Below are 17,770 nucleotides of genomic sequence, written 5' to 3'. Positions count from 1 at the left end.
CTTTTTTTGAAGAGGCTTTAATTATTGATCAATAATATCTGTGCCTTTTGGTGGCGTAAAGTTAAAGACAGATGCTGGAATTGAAGCATTTACTTTCACGTTCTTAAAGCGCACATAAGTAGTCTGACCTAATGAGTCTTGTAACACCATAAGCGTAGGCGCTTTATTTGCTCCAAAACTAATTGTTAAGCTTTGGAAAGCGCCATCTTCTTTTTTAGGGAATAATGTGAAATAAAGTTTTGATTTATCGGGTTGCGTTACACGGTAAGATTTCATGATTTGATTAGTATTACCAGAGAGTAATAACGCTGGTGTATCTGCAACCTGATCATCTAAGCTTTGGCGAACCGCTTGTTGTAAATCTGGATCATAGATCCAAACTGTTTTCCCACTTGTTACAATCGTTTGTTTAGCAGGACTTACTGTTTCCCAATAAAATTTCCCTGGACGTTCAACTTTCATTGAGCCTTTGAATGTCTGGTTCATATGCTGTGCACTTAAACTCTTTTTCTGTGCCACAGTTTTTGTATTGGCTTTAGTTGTTTGTTCAAAATCGGCAGTCAAACGCTGTAAACCTGATAACTGATTAACCAGGTTCCCAATTGCCTGTTGCTCCGGTGCTGCTACAGGCGCAGCAAACACTGTAGTACTCATTACAGGAGCAAGCACTGACGCGCTGAGTGTAATAGCACACATAGTTTTACGAAGCATATTCATGTCATCACCTTTTTAGTTGCTGTAAGACAACTTGCCATCTTCCAAAGTTATGAAACTTAGCAAGCTCTTAATTCAAGACTCATATTAACCGACAAACTCTGTGCTAATCATTGAGAAAATAAGATATTTTGTTATGTTATTCATGTTGTTTGTAGAATTTCATTCATCATGATGAAGATACACCAGATTAAATTCCATAAAAAAAGCCCACAAAATGTGGGCTTTTTTTGAAGCTAAAACTTATACAGTTTCAACTTTTACGTAGCGACGGCCAAATTGACCTTTCACTTCGAATTTTACTACGCCGTCAGCAGTAGCAAATAAAGTATGGTCACGGCCCATACCAACATTTGCACCAGCGTGGAACTCAGTACCACGTTGACGAACGATGATGTTACCAGCAGTTACAGCTTGACCGCCGTAAACTTTAACACCTAACATTTTTGGGTTTGAATCACGACCGTTCTTCGTCGATCCACCGGCTTTTTTAGTTGCCATGTCTCTTACTCCTCGTGATTAGCCTGAAATACCAGTAATTTTCAACTCAGTGAACCATTGACGGTGACCTTGTTGTTTACGGTAGTGTTTACGACGACGCATTTTGATAATGCGGATTTTGTCGTGACGACCATGGCCAACCACTTCTGCAGTTACTTTAGCGCCAGCTACAACTGGAGCACCGATTTGAATGCTGTCACCGTTTACAACCATTAATACATCATCAAATGTAATAGTCGCGCCAGATTCAGCTTTCAATAATTCAACTTTAAGGGTTTCACCCTCAACTACACGGTGCTGTTTACCACCGCTTTGGATTACTGCGTACATAATGTACTCCAATTAGCCCGTGTCGTCGTGCCGATAAGGGATATATCGATCTTAAAACGCTCGCCACTGGGGTTATATAAGGCGACAGATTTTAAGTGAAATTTGATCAAACGACAAGTATTTTCTATTTATCAGTGGCTCCTATTCCCCTCTTTTTACAAAATCAACAGACAGCTTCGATTGGAATTTAGCAGTTTTCATTGATTCTGAATGAAAATTAAAATACAGTTCCAGACACAAATTGCGACAAGAACAAGTTGTATTAATGCTGATGTCATTAAATTTATTGTTTTGCCGGAAATATCATGTTTTGCTTAAATAAAGAACAAAGAACGCATAAAGACAATAGAAATGATTAATATCAGCCAGTTGTTTACCTGTGCAACACACCTTTAATTGTTACACTAACGCCACTTATCTACCAATACGGGGTTTTTCTTCATATGGTCATCGATTTCAAGCAAGACATTCTTGCGCCTGTTGCCTCAGACTTTGCTGCGATGGATCACTTGATTAATGAAGGAATTAGCTCAAAAGTCGGTTTAGTCATGTCTGTCAGCAAACATGTGGTTGAAGCTGGCGGAAAGCGTATGCGCCCGATTATGTGTTTACTGGCGGCTCGCGCTTGTGGTTTAGACAACATGCAAAATGCTCAACGTCTGGCTGCAATCATTGAAATGTTGCATACCGCGACATTAGTCCATGATGATGTGGTAGATGAATCTGGGCTTCGTCGTGGTCGACCTACAGCAAATGCGACATGGAATAATCAAACAGCCGTTTTAGTCGGTGACTTCCTTATTGCTCGCGCTTTTGACCTATTGGTTGATTTAAACAACATGACTTTATTGAAAGACTTTTCAACAGGTACATGTGAAATTGCTGAAGGTGAAGTATTACAACTTCAATCACAGCATCAACCCGATACAACCGAAGAAACATATTTAAAAATTATTCACGGTAAAACATCTCGCCTGTTTGAGTTGGCTACAGAAGGCGCTGCTATTCTGGCTGGACAAGAGGCGTATCGTGAACCTTTAAGATTGTTTGCCGGTCATTTTGGTAATGCATTCCAAATTATTGATGATATTTTAGACTACACTTCAGATGCTGAAACATTAGGTAAAAATATTGGTGATGATTTAATGGAAGGTAAGCCAACTTTACCGTTAATTTCTGCATTAGCACACTCAACAGGTGAAGAGCATGCGATTATTCGTCGCAGCATTGCAACTGGTGGAGTGGACCAATTATCTCAGGTCATAGAAATTGTACAGAAGTCTGGTGCTTTAGATTATTGTCACCAACGTGCCCAAGAAGAAACAGAAGCAGCACTGCAAGCTTTATCAAACCTACCTGATACACCGTATCGTCAGGCTTTGATTAACTTAACTCAGCTTGCGTTACATCGAATACAATAGATATTATTTTGCCTATGCATATAAATTTTTCAGATCTTTTTTTAAAAATACAGAAACAGCTTGAGGATTCTCAAGCTGTCATTGACGAAAATCTACTCATTGAGTTAGTCAATGCTATTCGCCCATCCAATCCTCAAAATACGGATGAGATAAAGCAAAAAATTCAGGCTTTAATTGAAAGCCTATTACGCACACCTACAGCTCCCTTCCTGCTACAAACTTTTTTATTACGTCTAATTAATCGCTATAAACAAGTCAGCTTATATGCTGATAGCGGAATTTTGTCTTTAGATGGTTTTTGGAACCAGCTAGGACAAAGACTCGGAGCACATTTTTTACCGTTAATCGAAGATGCAAGCCAACTCAAAATATTAATTGGTAGAATTTTCTATTTAGAAAGTGACAAAATTTGGCTCAATAATATTGATGAGGAAGATTGGGCAAATCTATTTGGTCTTATTGGACAAAGCCAAAGTAATGTAGATGAAAAGCTTGTCATTCAAAGTGAAATGATTAAAGCTATTACCGTTTTATCTTATCGAATTAGTGGAATTGGTCTTTACCCCGAATTTATTAATGCTCAACCGGAATTAACTGAATATGAATCACCATTTTTAGTTCAAAACCGTGAAATTGTTGAATTTATCGAGAAGTACAAAAAACAAGAACTTTTTGAACATGAAATTGCGGTGACCTCCCCTCCGGATGCATCACAAGCATTTGTTATGCTGGAACAGTGTCGGGATGTGGTTTTAAAAATTCGCCGTGCTACCAAAAGAATTGGGGTCAGCTTAAGTTTGACTTATTTATTGTCATTACTTGAGCAGTGCCTCGATCGAATTGAATTACTGCTTTATTTGGTTGTAGATAACACTAAAGGAAAATATGTCTCTTTAGGACATCTGATTTCCGATTTAACCAAGGCGCACTATAGTGAAAAAAGTGTTCGCTCTTTATTAAGTACAACAAGTGAACTTATTGCTTTTCAAGTAACTGAAAATGCCAGCCGAACAGGTGAACATTATGTAAGTACTGATACCAAAGGCTTTTGGGGCATGTATAAAGCTGCTGCTGGAGCGGGCATCATTATTGCCTGTATGGCATCTTTAAAAATTCTTGCAGCAAGAATGACAATGGCTCCGCTCATGCAGGCCTTTACTTTCAGTATGAATTATTCTCTAGGATTCATTCTGATTCATGTACTGCATTTCACAGTTGCAACCAAACAACCTGCAATGACAGCTGCGGCCCTCGCAGCCACTGTGCAACAGCGTAAAGGCTCTAAAACAGCTCAAATTGCAGAGTTAGCAGCCCTGATTATTAATATTATTCGAACACAATTCATTGCTATTTTAGGCAATATTTCAATTGCGATTCCTACTGCCGCACTCATTACTTTTGCTTGGCAGTTCTATCTTGATGAGCCCTTGTTAACTCATACTAAAGCAACGTATTTGTTGCACAGCTTAAACCCCTTCACTTCATTAGCAGTTCCACATGCAGCGATTGCCGGAGTGTGTTTATTTTTGTCGGGTCTCATTGCTGGATACTTCGATAACCTAGCTGTTTACCGGAAAGTCGGTCCACGCCTAAGAGCGCATCGCCGCTTAGCAAACTGGTTTGGGCAAGATCGCCTCAACCGTTTTGCTGAATATATTGAGCGCAATTTAGGAGCGTTAGCGGGTAACTTCTTATTCGGGATTATGTTAGGAAGCATGGGTACCATAGGGTTTATTTTAGGTTTACCTTTAGATATCCGTCATATTGCCTTTGCTTCGGCTAACTTTATTCAAGGTTTAATGACCATTAACGGCAGTCCAGACATCGGACTGATTATCGTGTCCTTTCTAGGTGTGTTATGTATTGGTCTCACTAACTTATTCGTTAGTTTCACCTTAACGATTATTGTGGCTCTACGTGCACGTCGTGTTCGCTTCGAACAATGGAAACCTTTAGCCAAACTCGTTATGACCCATTTTCTGACTCGCCCAAGCGATTTTTTCTGGCCCCCAAAACAGCCGCTAGAACTTGAAGAAAATACGACTACAAATAATGGAAAAAAGATAGAACATTAAGAATTTTGCTTTGTACACAAAATGTGAATTCCGTCAATTTTGTTGTGATTGTTTTTCCAAATGTTAAAAATTTTTCAAAATGAATTTACGATGATCTATCAGGCTTGAAAAAAAGTGTACTGGCAAGTACACTTTTAACGGCTTTCAGTAGTGGACACTGCTTGAATAAGCAAAGGTATTTATATGCCCTATTTGTTGCTTTTTATTGGTTGTATTTTTTTAGGATTAGGTGTTCTTGGTCTTTTTGTACCAAGACTTCAGTCTTTGGATCTTCTCAGCGTTCAAATATTGAGTGAATATCGTTCAGATTATCTTAACTCTATTACGATCTTCCTAGCACGGATAGGCGGTATGCCTTTTGTACTTTTTTTATCCTTTCTGGTGTGTATATATCAGGCATGGTATAAAAAATATATTACTGTTATTTTCATTAGCGTGGGAGTTCTTGGCAGTATCACCATGGGTTGGCTGCTCAAGTGGTGTGTTGATCGCCCAAGACCCCCACAGGTATATCATATTGTCGAAAGTTACGGTGCATCGTTCCCAAGTGCACACAGTGTTTATGCATCAACACTGGCTTGTCTGGCAATGATAATGTTATGCCATAAGCCCAACATTAACTCTCCTTATATCATTTTGATTTCTTGCCTTTGGTTTATCTGCATGGGGCTTTCAAGAATATATGCTGGAGTTCATTTTCCAACAGATGTACTCGCCGGTTGGGGCATAGGTTTTATTTGGATTGCACTGCTTTGGCTCTGGTTATTACAAACACAAAGTAGGTTAAGTAAAAAACAAATATATTTTTAGATTTTATCTAACGAGGTGGAACAATGATGTCGGCTAAGCTTTGGGCTCCTGCCCTTACTGCTTGCGCATTAGCAACAAGTATCGCACTTGTTGGTTGTGGCAAAGGCTCCGATGAGAAACAGCAAGCTGCTGCTGCTCAGAAAATGCCGCCTGCTGAGGTAGGTGTTATTGTTGCTCAACCACAAAGTGTTGAACAAAGCGTTGAGCTTTCTGGCCGTACTTCAGCATATCAAATTTCTGAAGTTCGTCCTCAAACAAGTGGTGTAATTTTAAAACGCTTGTTTGCTGAAGGAAGTTATGTACGTGAAGGTCAGGCTCTTTATGAACTGGACTCTCGAACAAACCGTGCAACGCTTGAAAATGCAAAAGCATCTCTTTTACAACAACAGGCAAATCTAGCTTCATTACGTACCAAGCTAAACCGTTATAAGCAACTTGTTTCGAGTAATGCTGTATCTAAACAAGAATATGACGACTTACTTGGTCAGGTTAATGTTGCTGAAGCACAAGTTTCTGCTGCAAAAGCTCAAGTAACGAATGCAAATGTAGATCTTGGTTATTCTACAATTCGCTCACCAATTTCTGGTCAGTCTGGACGTTCTTCTGTAACAGCTGGTGCTTTAGTTACGGCAAACCAAACTGATCCTTTAGTGACGATTCAACAGTTAGATCCAATCTATGTTGATATTAACCAGTCTAGTGCCGAGTTATTACGTTTACGCCAACAACTCAGCAAAGGCAGTTTAAACAACAGTAACAACACGAAAGTGAAGTTGAAGCTTGAAGATGGTTCGACTTATCCAATCGAAGGACAACTTGCTTTCTCTGATGCTTCTGTAAATCAGGATACAGGAACGATTACTTTACGTGCCGTATTCTCGAACCCGAACCATCTGTTACTTCCGGGTATGTATACAACTGCGCAGATTGTTCAAGGTGTAGTTCCAAATGCTTATCTGATCCCTCAAGCCGCAATTACGCGTTTACCGACAGGTCAAGCTGTAGCAATGCTTGTTAATGCTAAAGGCGCTGTTGAGAGTCGTCCTGTTGAAACCTCTGGTGTTCAAGGACAAAACTGGATTGTGACTAATGGTCTCAAAGCTGGTGAAAAAGTGATTGTTGATGGTGTTGCCAAAGTTAAAGAAGGGCAAGAAGTGTCAGCAAAACCTTACCAAGCTCAACCAGCGAATCCTCAAGGTGCAGCTCCAAATGCTACAAAACCGGCTCAATCAGGTAAACCTCAAGCAGAACAGAAAGCATCTAATGCATAAGGGGTAGATTGAATGGCACAATTTTTTATTCATCGCCCCATTTTTGCGTGGGTGATTGCATTAGTCATTATGTTGGCGGGTATTCTCACGCTAACTAAAATGCCTATTGCACAGTATCCGACGATTGCACCACCGACAGTTACAATTGCTGCAACTTATCCTGGTGCATCGGCTGAGACTGTTGAAAATACTGTAACCCAGATCATTGAACAACAAATGAATGGTCTAGATGGTTTACGTTATATTTCATCTAACAGTGCGGGTAACGGTCAGGCTTCTATTCAATTAAACTTTGAACAAGGTATTGATCCGGATATTGCACAGGTTCAGGTTCAAAACAAACTGCAATCTGCAACTGCTCTTTTGCCTGAAGACGTTCAACGCCAAGGTGTGACGGTTACTAAATCTGGTGCAAGCTTCTTGCAAGTTATTGCATTCTATTCACCAGACAATACCCTGTCAGACTCAGACATTAAAGATTACGTAAACTCGTCAATTAAAGAACCTCTTAGCCGTGTTGCTGGTGTTGGTGAGGTACAAGTCTTTGGTGGTTCATACGCAATGCGTATCTGGCTCGACCCTGCAAAACTTACCAACTATCAGCTAACACCAAGTGATATTGCGACTGCTTTACAAGCGCAAAACTCACAAGTTGCTGTAGGTCAGTTAGGTGGTGCACCAGCGGTTCAAGGTCAAGTGCTTAACGCAACAGTAAATGCGCAAAGCTTGTTACAAACACCTGAACAATTTAAAAATATCTTCTTAAAGAACACAGCATCAGGTGCTGAAGTTCGTTTAAAAGATGTTGCACGTGTAGAGTTAGGTTCTGATAACTACCAGTTCGATTCGAAGTTTAATGGTAAACCTGCTGGCGGTCTCGCAATTAAAATTGCAACTGGTGCGAACGCACTTGACACCGCTGACGCTGTTGAACACCGTTTAGCAGAATTACGTAAGAACTATCCAACAGGCCTTGCAGATAAACTGGCTTATGACACTACTCCATTTATTCGTCTTTCAATTGAAAGTGTTGTACACACATTAATTGAAGCGGTAATTTTAGTGTTCATTGTTATGTTCTTGTTCTTGCAGAACTGGCGTGCAACGATTATTCCAACACTTGCTGTACCTGTTGTTGTATTAGGTACATTTGCTGTTATTAATATCTTTGGTTTCTCAATTAACACCTTAACCATGTTCGCTATGGTATTGGCAATTGGTCTTCTGGTCGATGACGCCATTGTTGTAGTGGAAAACGTTGAGCGTGTGATGAGTGAAGAGCATACCGATCCGGTCACGGCAACTTCACGATCAATGCAACAGATTTCTGGTGCGTTAATTGGTATTACAAGCGTATTGACAGCGGTATTCGTACCAATGGCATTCTTTGGTGGTACAACAGGTGTGATTTACCGTCAATTCTCGATTACCCTTGTAACAGCAATGGTTCTATCGTTAATTGTAGCGTTAACTTTCACCCCTGCACTTTGTGCAACCATTTTAAAACAGCATGATCCTAACAAAGAACCAAGCAATAATATTTTTGCTCGTTTCTTCAGAGGATTTAACAACGGTTTTGACCGCATGTCGCATAGCTACCAAAATGGTGTTAGCCGCATGCTTAAAGGCAAAATCTTCTCTGGCGTACTTTACGCTGTAGTGATTGGCCTACTCGTGTTCTTGTTCCAGAAACTCCCATCTTCATTCTTACCAGAAGAAGATCAGGGTGTGGTTATGACACTTGTTCAATTACCACCAAACGCAACGCTTGACCGTACAGGTAAAGTGATTGACACCATGACAAACTTCTTCATGAATGAAAAAGATACTGTGGAATCTATTTTCACCGTTTCGGGCTTCTCATTCACGGGTGTTGGTCAAAATGCTGGTATTGGGTTCGTTAAATTGAAAGACTGGAGTGAACGTACTTCACCAGAGTCTCAAATCGGTGCGTTAATTCAGCGCGGTATGGCATTAAATATGATCGTCAAAGACGCATCTTACATTATGCCATTACAGCTTCCTGCAATGCCTGAACTTGGTGTAACAGCTGGATTTAACTTGCAACTTAAAGATTCAAGTGGTCAAGGCCATGAGAAACTTATTGCAGCACGTAATACGATCTTAGGTTTGGCTTCACAAGATAAACGTCTTGTAGGGGTACGTCCTAATGGTCAAGAAGATACACCTCAGTATCAAATTGATGTAGATCAGGCTCAAGCTGGTGCTATGGGCGTTAGTATTGCTGACATTAACAACACTATGCGTATTGCATGGGGTGGCTCATACATTAACGACTTCGTTGACCGTGGTCGTGTGAAAAAAGTTTATGTTCAAGGTGATTCGGATAGCCGCATGATGCCTGAAGACTTAAACAAGTGGTATGTACGTAATAGCAAAGGCGAAATGGTACCGTTCTCTGCATTTGCTACAGGCAAATGGACATATGGTTCTCCTCGTCTTGAACGTTATAACGGCGTGTCATCGGTTAACATTCAAGGTACACCTGCACCTGGCGTGAGCTCTGGTGACTCTATGAAAGCCATGGAAGAAATTATTGCTAAGTTACCATCTATGGGCTTACAAGGTTTCGACTATGAATGGACAGGTTTATCACTTGAAGAACGTGAGTCTGGTGCTCAAGCTCCATTCTTATATGCGCTTTCATTGTTAATCGTTTTCCTTTGCTTAGCGGCATTGTACGAAAGCTGGTCTATTCCGTTCTCGGTTTTACTTGTAGTACCACTTGGTATTATTGGTGCAATCGTATTGACTTACTTGGGTATGATTATTAAAGGAGATCCAAATCTCTCAAATAACATTTACTTCCAGGTAGCGATGATCGCGGTCATTGGTCTTTCTGCAAAAAATGCGATCTTGATCGTTGAGTTCGCAAAAGAGTTGCAGGAAAAAGGTGAAGACCTACTTGAGGCAACTTTACATGCTTCAAAAATGCGTTTACGTCCAATTATCATGACTACCCTTGCCTTCGGTTTCGGTGTACTTCCACTTGCCCTTTCAACAGGTGCTGGTGCAGGAAGTCAGCACTCAGTCGGTTTCGGTGTACTCGGTGGCGTACTCAGTGCAACGTTCTTAGGTATCTTCTTTATCCCTGTATTCTATGTGTGGATTCGTAGTATCTTTAAGTACAAACCAAAAACCATAAACACTCAGGAGCATAAATCGTGATGCAAAAAGTATGGTCTATTTCAGGTCGTAGCATTGCGGTATCTGCACTTGCGCTTGCTTTGTCAGCTTGTCAAAGCATGCGCGGCCCAGAACCAGTCGTGAAAACCGATATTCCAGAAAGCTATGCATATAACAGCGCTTCTGGTACGTCTATTGCTGAACAGGGTTACAAACAGTTCTTTAGCGATCCTCGTTTGCTCGGAGTGATTGATTTGGCGCTTGCCAACAACCGCGACTTACGTACAGCAACGCTCAATATTGAACGTGCCCAACAGCAATATCGAATTACGCAAAACAACCAGCTTCCAACAATCGGAGCAAGTGGTAGTGCAATTCGTCAGGTTTCTCAAAGCCGTGATCCGAATAACCCCTACTCTACTTACCAAGTAGGTTTGGGTGTAACTGCCTATGAACTCGATTTTTGGGGCCGCGTACGTAGCTTAAAAGATGCTGCACTAGATAGTTATCTTTCAACGCAAAGTGCACGTGATTCGACTCAAATCAGTCTGATCAGCCAAGTTGCTCAAGCATGGTTAAACTATTCTTTCGCAACTGCGAATTTAAGACTTGCAGAGCAAACGCTTAAAGCACAACAAGACTCTTACAATCTCAACAAAAAACGTTTTGATGTGGGCATCGACAGTGAAGTTCCACTACGTCAGGCACAGATTTCTGTAGAAACTGCGCGTAATGATGTAGCCAACTACAAAACACAGATTGCTCAAGCACAAAACTTGTTGAACTTGTTAGTGGGCCAATCAGTTCCACAAAACTTGTTGCCAAACCAACCTGTAAAACGCATTACTCAACAAAATGTATATACAGCTGGTTTACCGAGTGACTTGCTTAACAACCGTCCAGATGTGAAAGCTGCTGAATATAACTTAAGCGCTGCTGGTGCGAATATTGGTGCTGCAAAAGCACGTTTATTCCCAACCATTAGCTTAACGGGTTCTGCAGGTTATGCATCAACTGACTTAAGTGATCTATTTAAGTCTGGTGGTTTTGTTTGGTCAATTGGTCCAAGCTTAGACTTACCAATCTTTGACTGGGGTACACGTAAAGCCAATGTGAGAATTTCTGAAACCGATCAGAAAATTGCATTGTCTGATTATGAAAAATCAGTTCAGTCTGCGTTCCGCGAAGTTAATGATGCGCTTGCAACTCGTGCCAATATTGGTGAGCGTTTAACAGCTCAACAACGTCTAGTAGAAGCAACTAACCGCAACTACACACTGTCAAATGCCCGCTTCCGTGCTGGTATTGACAGTTACTTGACAGTTCTTGATGCACAGCGTTCATCTTATTCAGCAGAACAAGGTTTATTGTTGCTTCAACAAGCTAACTTAAATAACCAAATCGAGTTATATAAAACTCTAGGCGGTGGTTTAAAAGCAAATACTTCAGATACAGTGGTTAATCAACCATCAAGTGCTGAACTTAAAAAGCAATAAGTTTTAAATAACTTAATTTATAAAAGCTCACTTCGGTGGGCTTTTTTATTGCATCTGATGTGAATATTTTTTATCTTGAAACCTTAAGAATTTAGATTGATAAAAAACAATGTTACTGAGTAATTTAGAAAGTGTTCCGGGCCACCAGATTGTAAAGCAACTTGATGTTGTTTATGGAAGTACCGTCCGTAGTAAGCATGTTGGCCGTGATTTGATGGCAAGTTTAAAAAATATTGTAGGTGGTGAACTTACAGGTTATACCGAATTATTAGAAGAATCCCGCCAAGAAGCCATGGATCGTATGATTACCAAAGCTCAGCAACTTGGTGCAAATGCAATTGTTGGTATTCGTTTTTCAACTTCAAATATTGCCCAAGGCGCTTCTGAATTATTCGTATATGGCACAGCTGTGGTTGTTCAAACTCAAGCGCCTCATCTACCAGATCCATTTAGTGCATAGGTAGAAAATGGACAATCTTATTTTTCAGCTTGTTATTTTTCTGATTCTTTTCAGTATTGGTTGGGGTTTTGGCCGCCATATTGAACAAAAACATTTGAAAGAGCTTCTAGAAAAAGAACAGCAATTTGCCCATATTAGAATTGATACCAATCGTTTTGCAACGAGTGATCAGCTAGGTCATTTGATTAGTAGTAATGTCGTGATTTCTCATGACTACTTTAAATACGTATTGGCATCCATTAAGAATGTTTTGGGTGGAAGACTTACCAGTTATGAAAGTGTAGTTGAGCGTGCTCGCCGTGAAGCCATTGTTCGCTTAAAACAACAAGCCCATACCGCAGGAGCTAACCATATTATGGGAGTTCGGCTGAGTACAACCGAACTTGGTATGCAGGGAGGAATGGTCGAAGTATTTGCATACGGTACAGCAGTAAAAGACTAGCACTGCCCCATAGCAGAAAAATGAATGCGCGGATTGCCAATATTTTTAGTTAAGTGTTGGCAAATTCCGGTAATTTTCCAACTCTCTTGTTGTTTTGCCAAAGTAAAATAATAACGACCAAACGAATGAAAATAATCATTTTCCGAAAAACGATAAATTTGATAATTACATTCTAACCATGCTTGATCTTGTTCAATACGGATAAGTGGATTACTCAAATTGTGCTGTAGCCTTAAATGCGATAAAGCTTGTTGCCGAGAACCTTTATATTCATGACAAGACACGACACATAAAGGCTCTCCCCTAAACTGGAAATAGTCCACCTCAAGTTGATCTGCCAATAACTCATCAAAAGCGTCCCAATTTTTCTGGTCAAAGACCAATTGAAAACGCGTAATGACGTCTAAAATACGGTGATAATCTTGATCCATGGCGAACCTTCTATGCGGGTTTTTCCATCAATTTAGCACGGCGAAATCACTTTTTTATTTTACTTTTGTTTTCCGAATCATTTTATAAAGAAGTTTTGGTGACATCCGAGAAACCATCACACCTAGTTTTTCTTTTGCTCCACCCACAACAATATATTCTTGACCCTGCATTAATGCTTTTACAGATTGCTCTGCAAATACATCTGCCTCTAAACCATTCTCGATAGCCTCATCTTGATGACCTTGAGGTTGCCCCGCACCATTTAGCGCATTGAACGAAACATTCGTTTTTACAAAGCCTGGGAAAATAACTGAAACTTCAACACCTTGATCGGAGACTTCAGCACGTAAACTATTTGCCCACATGTGAATTGCCGCCTTAGCAGCAGAGTAGCTTGCACGGTACTGAGTGCCTAATAAACCCGCTACACTCGACACAAATACAACTCGGCCAGACTTTTGTTTTAGCATGGTCGGCAGCACAGTTTTGGTTAATGCCACTTGAGAGAAATAGTCGACTTCCATAATGGCCCGTTCAGTTGCCATCGTCGTATCTTCAATTAAAGCACGTTGGCTTAAGCCAGCATTATTGATGAGCCAGTCAATACGGCCTTTCGCTTTTAAAATCTGCTTATAAGCTTCGTTTACTTGTTTTTCATCAGTAATATCGGCAACTACCGACAAATGACGGTCAGCGTTTAACAAGCCAACCCGAACTTCTTCTAATTCTTCAAAACGACGCGAGGTCAAAATCACTTCGGCCCCTTGCAAAGCCAACTCACCGGCTAAGGCCTTACCCAGACCAGAAGATGCTCCGGTAATCCATACCACTTTATTTTGCAAAGTATCAAGTTTGGCCATGCTTTATGTTCCTATTATCTTTTTAAATTATGCTGCTTGATGCATGAAGGCCAAAAAGTGGTTGATATAATGAGTTGCTGTGGTCTGATCGACCTGTGTACCTAACTTTTCCAAACGTTTATAGCCCAAATGCGTCGTCATGTTGATCACTCCGTTAAGAGTTTTATCGACAACTAAATTAAATTTTAAACGCTTTTTAGGCTCACGTACTAGGCTTGTTACGCCTAAATCTACAATTTGTATTAGTGTTTCAAAAGCAGCTGCAATACTTTGCATATTACCATCACGAATTTGCTGTGTAAGGTTGTGAGCTTGTTGTACGAGTTGCAAGGTAACTGGGTAGGTAATATAAACTTGCTGTCCCTGTTCTTTCATTAGAGATGTCATGTAATCGACTAAAGGCAAAAGACGCTCATTTCCAAAAAATGAAACTGACCACGGCATATATTTTCGAAAAGTCTCTAAGACCTGTTGAATAACTTTTTCAGACTCAGCTTGTTGTTTTGGAGACATAGTTGCACTTCCTGACTGTAAAAGCACAGAAAAAACCTGCTCAATAATTTCACAAGAAAGATCAGAGAGTACATCGCCTAAAGGTTTTGCCTGACTTTGACTTACCCCATCATGCAGTTTCTGCCGAATGGTCTCGAATTGTGTATAAGTTGAATCGGAAATTTTCAAAAAAACTTCATAACTCATGAGCAACATCCTTTTTCAATTCGTTTGTAATTTTTGTGCCGTGTGTCTACACGATTAAATTGTGATCCATCCTTCATAAATCTACCGTTTTTTGAAAAAAATACAAAACCGTTTATCTGTTTTCAGCACATTAATTTCGAGGCATTTTTTTGATACAATAGGTGCAATTTTTTATGCATATTCGATCTAAGCTACTATGACTGACGCTCAAACCGCTCAAAATATTGCGACCACATACGATCCAACCGAGATCGAAAAGAAGTGGTACCAAACGTGGGAAGAACAAGGTTACTTCAAACCTTCTGGTCACGGTGAATCATTCTGTATCATGATTCCACCACCAAACGTCACAGGTAGTTTGCACATGGGCCATGGCTTTAACAATGCCATTATGGATGCCCTCACCCGTTATAACCGTATGATGGGTAAAAACACTTTGTGGCAACCGGGTACTGACCATGCTGGTATTGCAACGCAAATGGTTGTTGAGCGTCAACTTGGCTTACAAGGTGTAACTCGTCATGACTTAGGCCGTGATAAGTTCATCGAAAAAGTTTGGGAATGGAAAGAACAATCTGGCGGCACAATTACGAAACAAATTCGTCGCTTAGGTTCATCTGTAGACTGGTCACGTGAACGCTTCACGATGGACGAAGGTTTATCTAACGCAGTTAAAGAAGTATTCGTTCGTTTGCACGAAGACGGTTTAATTTACCGTGGTAAGCGCCTTGTAAACTGGGACCCTAAACTTCAAACAGCACTTTCTGACCTTGAAGTAGAAAGCAAAGAAGAAAAAGGCTCACTTTGGCACTTTAAATATTTCTTTGAAGACAAATCAGTTAAAACTCAAGACGGCAAAGACTATTTAGTCGTTGCAACGACTCGTCCTGAAACTTTACTAGGAGATACGGCTGTTGCCGTTCACCCAGAAGATGAGCGTTATGCACACCTTGTTGGTAAAAATATTGTATTGCCAATTACTGGTCGTTTAATTCCGATCGTTGCTGACGACTACGTTGAAAAAGACTTTGGTACTGGCTGTGTAAAAATTACCCCTGCTCATGACTTCAATGACTATGACCTAGGTAAACGTAATAGCTTGCCAATCATTAATATCTTCAACAAAAACGCCGAAGTTCTAGGTGAGTTTGAATATATTGCAAAAGCTGGCGAACAGATTTCTAAAACCATTACTGCACCTGCGGACTATGCTGGTTTAGAACGTTTTGCAGCACGTAAAAAATTAGTTGCTCAAGCTGAAGCTGAAGGCTGGTTAGATCAAATCCAACCGTATGACTTAAAAGCTCCACGTGGCGACCGTTCAGGCGTGATCATTGAGCCGTTACTTACTGACCAATGGTACGTAAAAATTGCTCCGCTTGCTGAACCTGCAATTGAAGCAGTTCAAGATGGCCGTATTAAGTTTGTTCCAGAGCAGTACAGCAACATGTACATGGCATGGATGCGTGACATTCAAGACTGGTGTATTTCACGTCAGCTTTGGTGGGGTCACCGTATTCCAGCTTGGTACGATGCAAATGGCAATATCTATGTGGGTCGTAACGAAGAAGAAGTACGCGCGAAAAACAACATCGCTGCTGATGTTGAACTTAAACAAGACGAAGACGTTCTTGATACATGGTTCTCATCTGCACTTTGGACATTCTCAACTTTAGGTTGGACTGGTGACAACAAACAAGATGCAGCAAATGATTTCCTTAAAACCTTCCACCCAACAGATGTGTTGGTGACTGGTTTTGACATCATTTTCTTCTGGGTTGCTCGCATGATCATGATGACCCTGCACTTCATGAAAAATGAAGATGGTTCATCGCAAGTTCCATTTAAGACTGTTTACGTTCACGGCTTGGTACGTGATGGTGAAGGTCAAAAAATGTCGAAGTCTAAAGGTAACGTACTTGACCCGTTAGACTTGATTGACGGTATTGATTTAGAAAGCTTGGTTGCAAAACGTACGACTGGCCTAATGAACCCGAAAGATGCAGCGAAGATTGAAAAATCAACGCGCAAAGAGTTCCCAGAAGGCATTAATGCTTACGGTACTGATGCAGTACGTTTCACGTTCTGTGCGCTTGCAAACACTGGCCGTGATATCAAGTTCGACTTAAAACGTGTTGAAGGCTACCGTAACTTCTGTAACAAAATCTGGAATGCAACCCGTTTCGTTCTCATGAATGTTGAAGGTCAAACTGTTGGGCAAAAAGCTCGTCCTGATCTTTGGGAACTTCCAGAACAATGGATTATGAGCCGTCTGCAAAAAGCAGAAGCTGCTGTACACCAAGCGTTTGCAACCTACCGTTTAGACCTTGCTGCACAAGCGATTTATGACTTTATCTGGAATGAATACTGTGACTGGTACGTTGAGTTAACTAAACCAGTTCTTAACGATGCAGAAGTTTCTGAAGAGCGTAAAGCTGAAGTACGCCGTGTATTGCTTGCAGTCATGGAAGCTTCTTTACGTTTGGCTCATCCATTAATGCCGTATTTGACAGAAGAAATCTGGCAGACTCTTGCACCAATGCTTGGTCAAGGCGGCCCAACGATTATGACTGCTCAATACCCTATTCCTGAGCAAGCAAAAATCAATGAACAAGCTGAAGCAGATATGCAATGGCTTCAAGGTTTGATTGGTGCGGTACGTAACATTCGTGGTGAGTTAGGCTTAGGTAATGCGCGCTTATTGCCAGTATTACTTCAAAACACTTCTGACGCTGAACGTGAACAAATCATTCGTATTGAAGCTTTGTTCAAAGCCTTGGCTAAAGTTGAAAGCATTGAGTTCTTGAATAAAGACCAAGAGCCACCTTTGTCTTGCTCTAGCGTTGTTAGCCATGCATCGGTATTTGTACCAATGAAAGGCTTAATCGACCCTAAAGCTGAACTTGCTCGTTTGCAAAAAGACTTGGATAAAATCCAAAAGCAACACGACCAAATCGCGGGCAAACTTGCAAATGAAGGTTTTGTATCTAAAGCGCCAGCAGCGGTTGTTGAAGGTGAAAAAGCGAAGCTTGCTGAATTTGCTGCTCAGTTAGAGAAAGTTAAAGCGAATATGGAGCAAATTGCTGCGCTTTAAGCTTTTTTAGTCGAATAA

Annotated in this window: 15 protein-coding genes; 9 read left to right on the top strand and 6 right to left on the bottom strand. The window is 40.7% G+C overall.

Annotated elements, in window-relative coordinates:
• Positions 1 to 21: 21 nt before the first annotated feature.
• From lolA to rplU, 3 genes are all read right to left on the bottom strand, one after another.
• Entirely contained in the window at positions 22 to 717 is a 696-nt protein-coding gene (gene lolA, locus QLG01_RS09305) for an outer membrane lipoprotein chaperone LolA (protein ID WP_005310008.1), read from the bottom strand.
• A gap of 240 nt (positions 718 to 957) precedes the next feature.
• Positions 958 to 1,215, bottom strand: a complete 258-nt coding sequence (gene rpmA / locus QLG01_RS09300) for a 50S ribosomal protein L27 (protein ID WP_002116037.1) — start codon at positions 1,213 to 1,215, stop codon at positions 958 to 960.
• 18 nt (positions 1,216 to 1,233) lie between these two features.
• Positions 1,234 to 1,545, bottom strand: a complete 312-nt coding sequence (rplU, locus tag QLG01_RS09295; protein WP_004639133.1) for a 50S ribosomal protein L21 — start codon at positions 1,543 to 1,545, stop codon at positions 1,234 to 1,236.
• Between the two features lie 443 nt (positions 1,546 to 1,988).
• Between rplU and sdsA the strand changes: the two genes are divergently transcribed.
• The 8 genes from sdsA (at position 1,989) to QLG01_RS09255 (ending at position 12,667) form a co-directional block, all read left to right on the top strand.
• Positions 1,989 to 2,966 (top strand): All-trans-nonaprenyl-diphosphate synthase, encoded by a 978-nt coding sequence (sdsA, locus tag QLG01_RS09290; protein WP_005310003.1) that lies wholly within the window; start codon positions 1,989 to 1,991, stop codon positions 2,964 to 2,966.
• Positions 2,967 to 2,980: 14 nt separating this feature from the next.
• Positions 2,981 to 5,041 (top strand): site-specific recombinase, encoded by a 2,061-nt coding sequence (locus tag QLG01_RS09285; RefSeq protein WP_282496307.1) that lies wholly within the window; start codon positions 2,981 to 2,983, stop codon positions 5,039 to 5,041.
• Positions 5,042 to 5,224: 183 nt separating this feature from the next.
• Positions 5,225 to 5,851 carry a phosphatase PAP2 family protein gene (locus QLG01_RS09280; RefSeq protein WP_004789375.1) on the top strand — a complete coding sequence of 209 codons (627 nt, stop codon included), beginning with the start codon at positions 5,225 to 5,227 and terminating at the stop codon, positions 5,849 to 5,851.
• 23 nt (positions 5,852 to 5,874) lie between these two features.
• Positions 5,875 to 7,122 (top strand): multidrug efflux RND transporter periplasmic adaptor subunit AdeI, encoded by a 1,248-nt coding sequence (gene adeI / locus QLG01_RS09275; protein WP_004789373.1) that lies wholly within the window; start codon positions 5,875 to 5,877, stop codon positions 7,120 to 7,122.
• Between the two features lie 12 nt (positions 7,123 to 7,134).
• Entirely contained in the window at positions 7,135 to 10,311 is a 3,177-nt protein-coding gene (gene adeJ / locus QLG01_RS09270; protein ID WP_005309992.1) for a multidrug efflux RND transporter permease subunit AdeJ, read from the top strand.
• Positions 10,311 to 11,765, top strand: coding sequence for a multidrug efflux RND transporter outer membrane channel subunit AdeK (gene adeK, locus QLG01_RS09265; RefSeq protein ID WP_282496330.1), 1,455 nt, complete (start codon positions 10,311 to 10,313; stop codon positions 11,763 to 11,765). Before adeJ ends, adeK begins: the two co-directional genes overlap by 1 nt.
• Positions 11,766 to 11,874: 109 nt before the next feature.
• Entirely contained in the window at positions 11,875 to 12,225 is a 351-nt protein-coding gene (locus tag QLG01_RS09260; protein WP_151768326.1) for a YbjQ family protein, read from the top strand.
• A 7-nt stretch (positions 12,226 to 12,232) separates the two neighbouring features.
• The gene (locus QLG01_RS09255; RefSeq protein ID WP_151989033.1) at positions 12,233 to 12,667 is read left to right on the top strand and encodes a YbjQ family protein; all 435 of its coding nucleotides are present in this window, start codon (positions 12,233 to 12,235) and stop codon (positions 12,665 to 12,667) included.
• On the opposite strand, the gene QLG01_RS09250 is transcribed toward QLG01_RS09255, so the two are convergent.
• From QLG01_RS09250 to QLG01_RS09240, 3 genes are read right to left on the bottom strand one after another with little or no spacing between them, the layout of a single operon-like run.
• Positions 12,664 to 13,098: a nuclear transport factor 2 family protein gene (locus tag QLG01_RS09250; protein WP_004789364.1), complete on the bottom strand. Its 435-nt coding sequence runs from the start codon at positions 13,096 to 13,098 to the stop codon at positions 12,664 to 12,666. The genes QLG01_RS09255 and QLG01_RS09250 overlap by 4 nt on opposite strands.
• Positions 13,099 to 13,152: 54 nt before the next feature.
• Positions 13,153 to 13,959: an SDR family NAD(P)-dependent oxidoreductase gene (locus tag QLG01_RS09245; protein WP_282496306.1), complete on the bottom strand. Its 807-nt coding sequence runs from the start codon at positions 13,957 to 13,959 to the stop codon at positions 13,153 to 13,155.
• Positions 13,960 to 13,986: 27 nt separating this feature from the next.
• Positions 13,987 to 14,658, bottom strand: a complete 672-nt coding sequence (locus tag QLG01_RS09240) for a hypothetical protein (RefSeq protein WP_282496305.1) — start codon at positions 14,656 to 14,658, stop codon at positions 13,987 to 13,989.
• A gap of 196 nt (positions 14,659 to 14,854) precedes the next feature.
• Between QLG01_RS09240 and QLG01_RS09235 the strand changes: the two genes are divergently transcribed.
• The gene (locus tag QLG01_RS09235) at positions 14,855 to 17,752 is read left to right on the top strand and encodes a valine--tRNA ligase (RefSeq protein ID WP_282496304.1); all 2,898 of its coding nucleotides are present in this window, start codon (positions 14,855 to 14,857) and stop codon (positions 17,750 to 17,752) included.
• Positions 17,753 to 17,770 lie beyond the last annotated feature (18 nt).

The sequence above is a fragment of the Acinetobacter sp. V89_4 genome, assembly GCF_029967875.1.
GTDB classification, from domain to species: domain Bacteria; phylum Pseudomonadota; class Gammaproteobacteria; order Pseudomonadales; family Moraxellaceae; genus Acinetobacter; species Acinetobacter oleivorans.
This window is presented reverse-complemented; position numbering and strand designations above follow the sequence as displayed.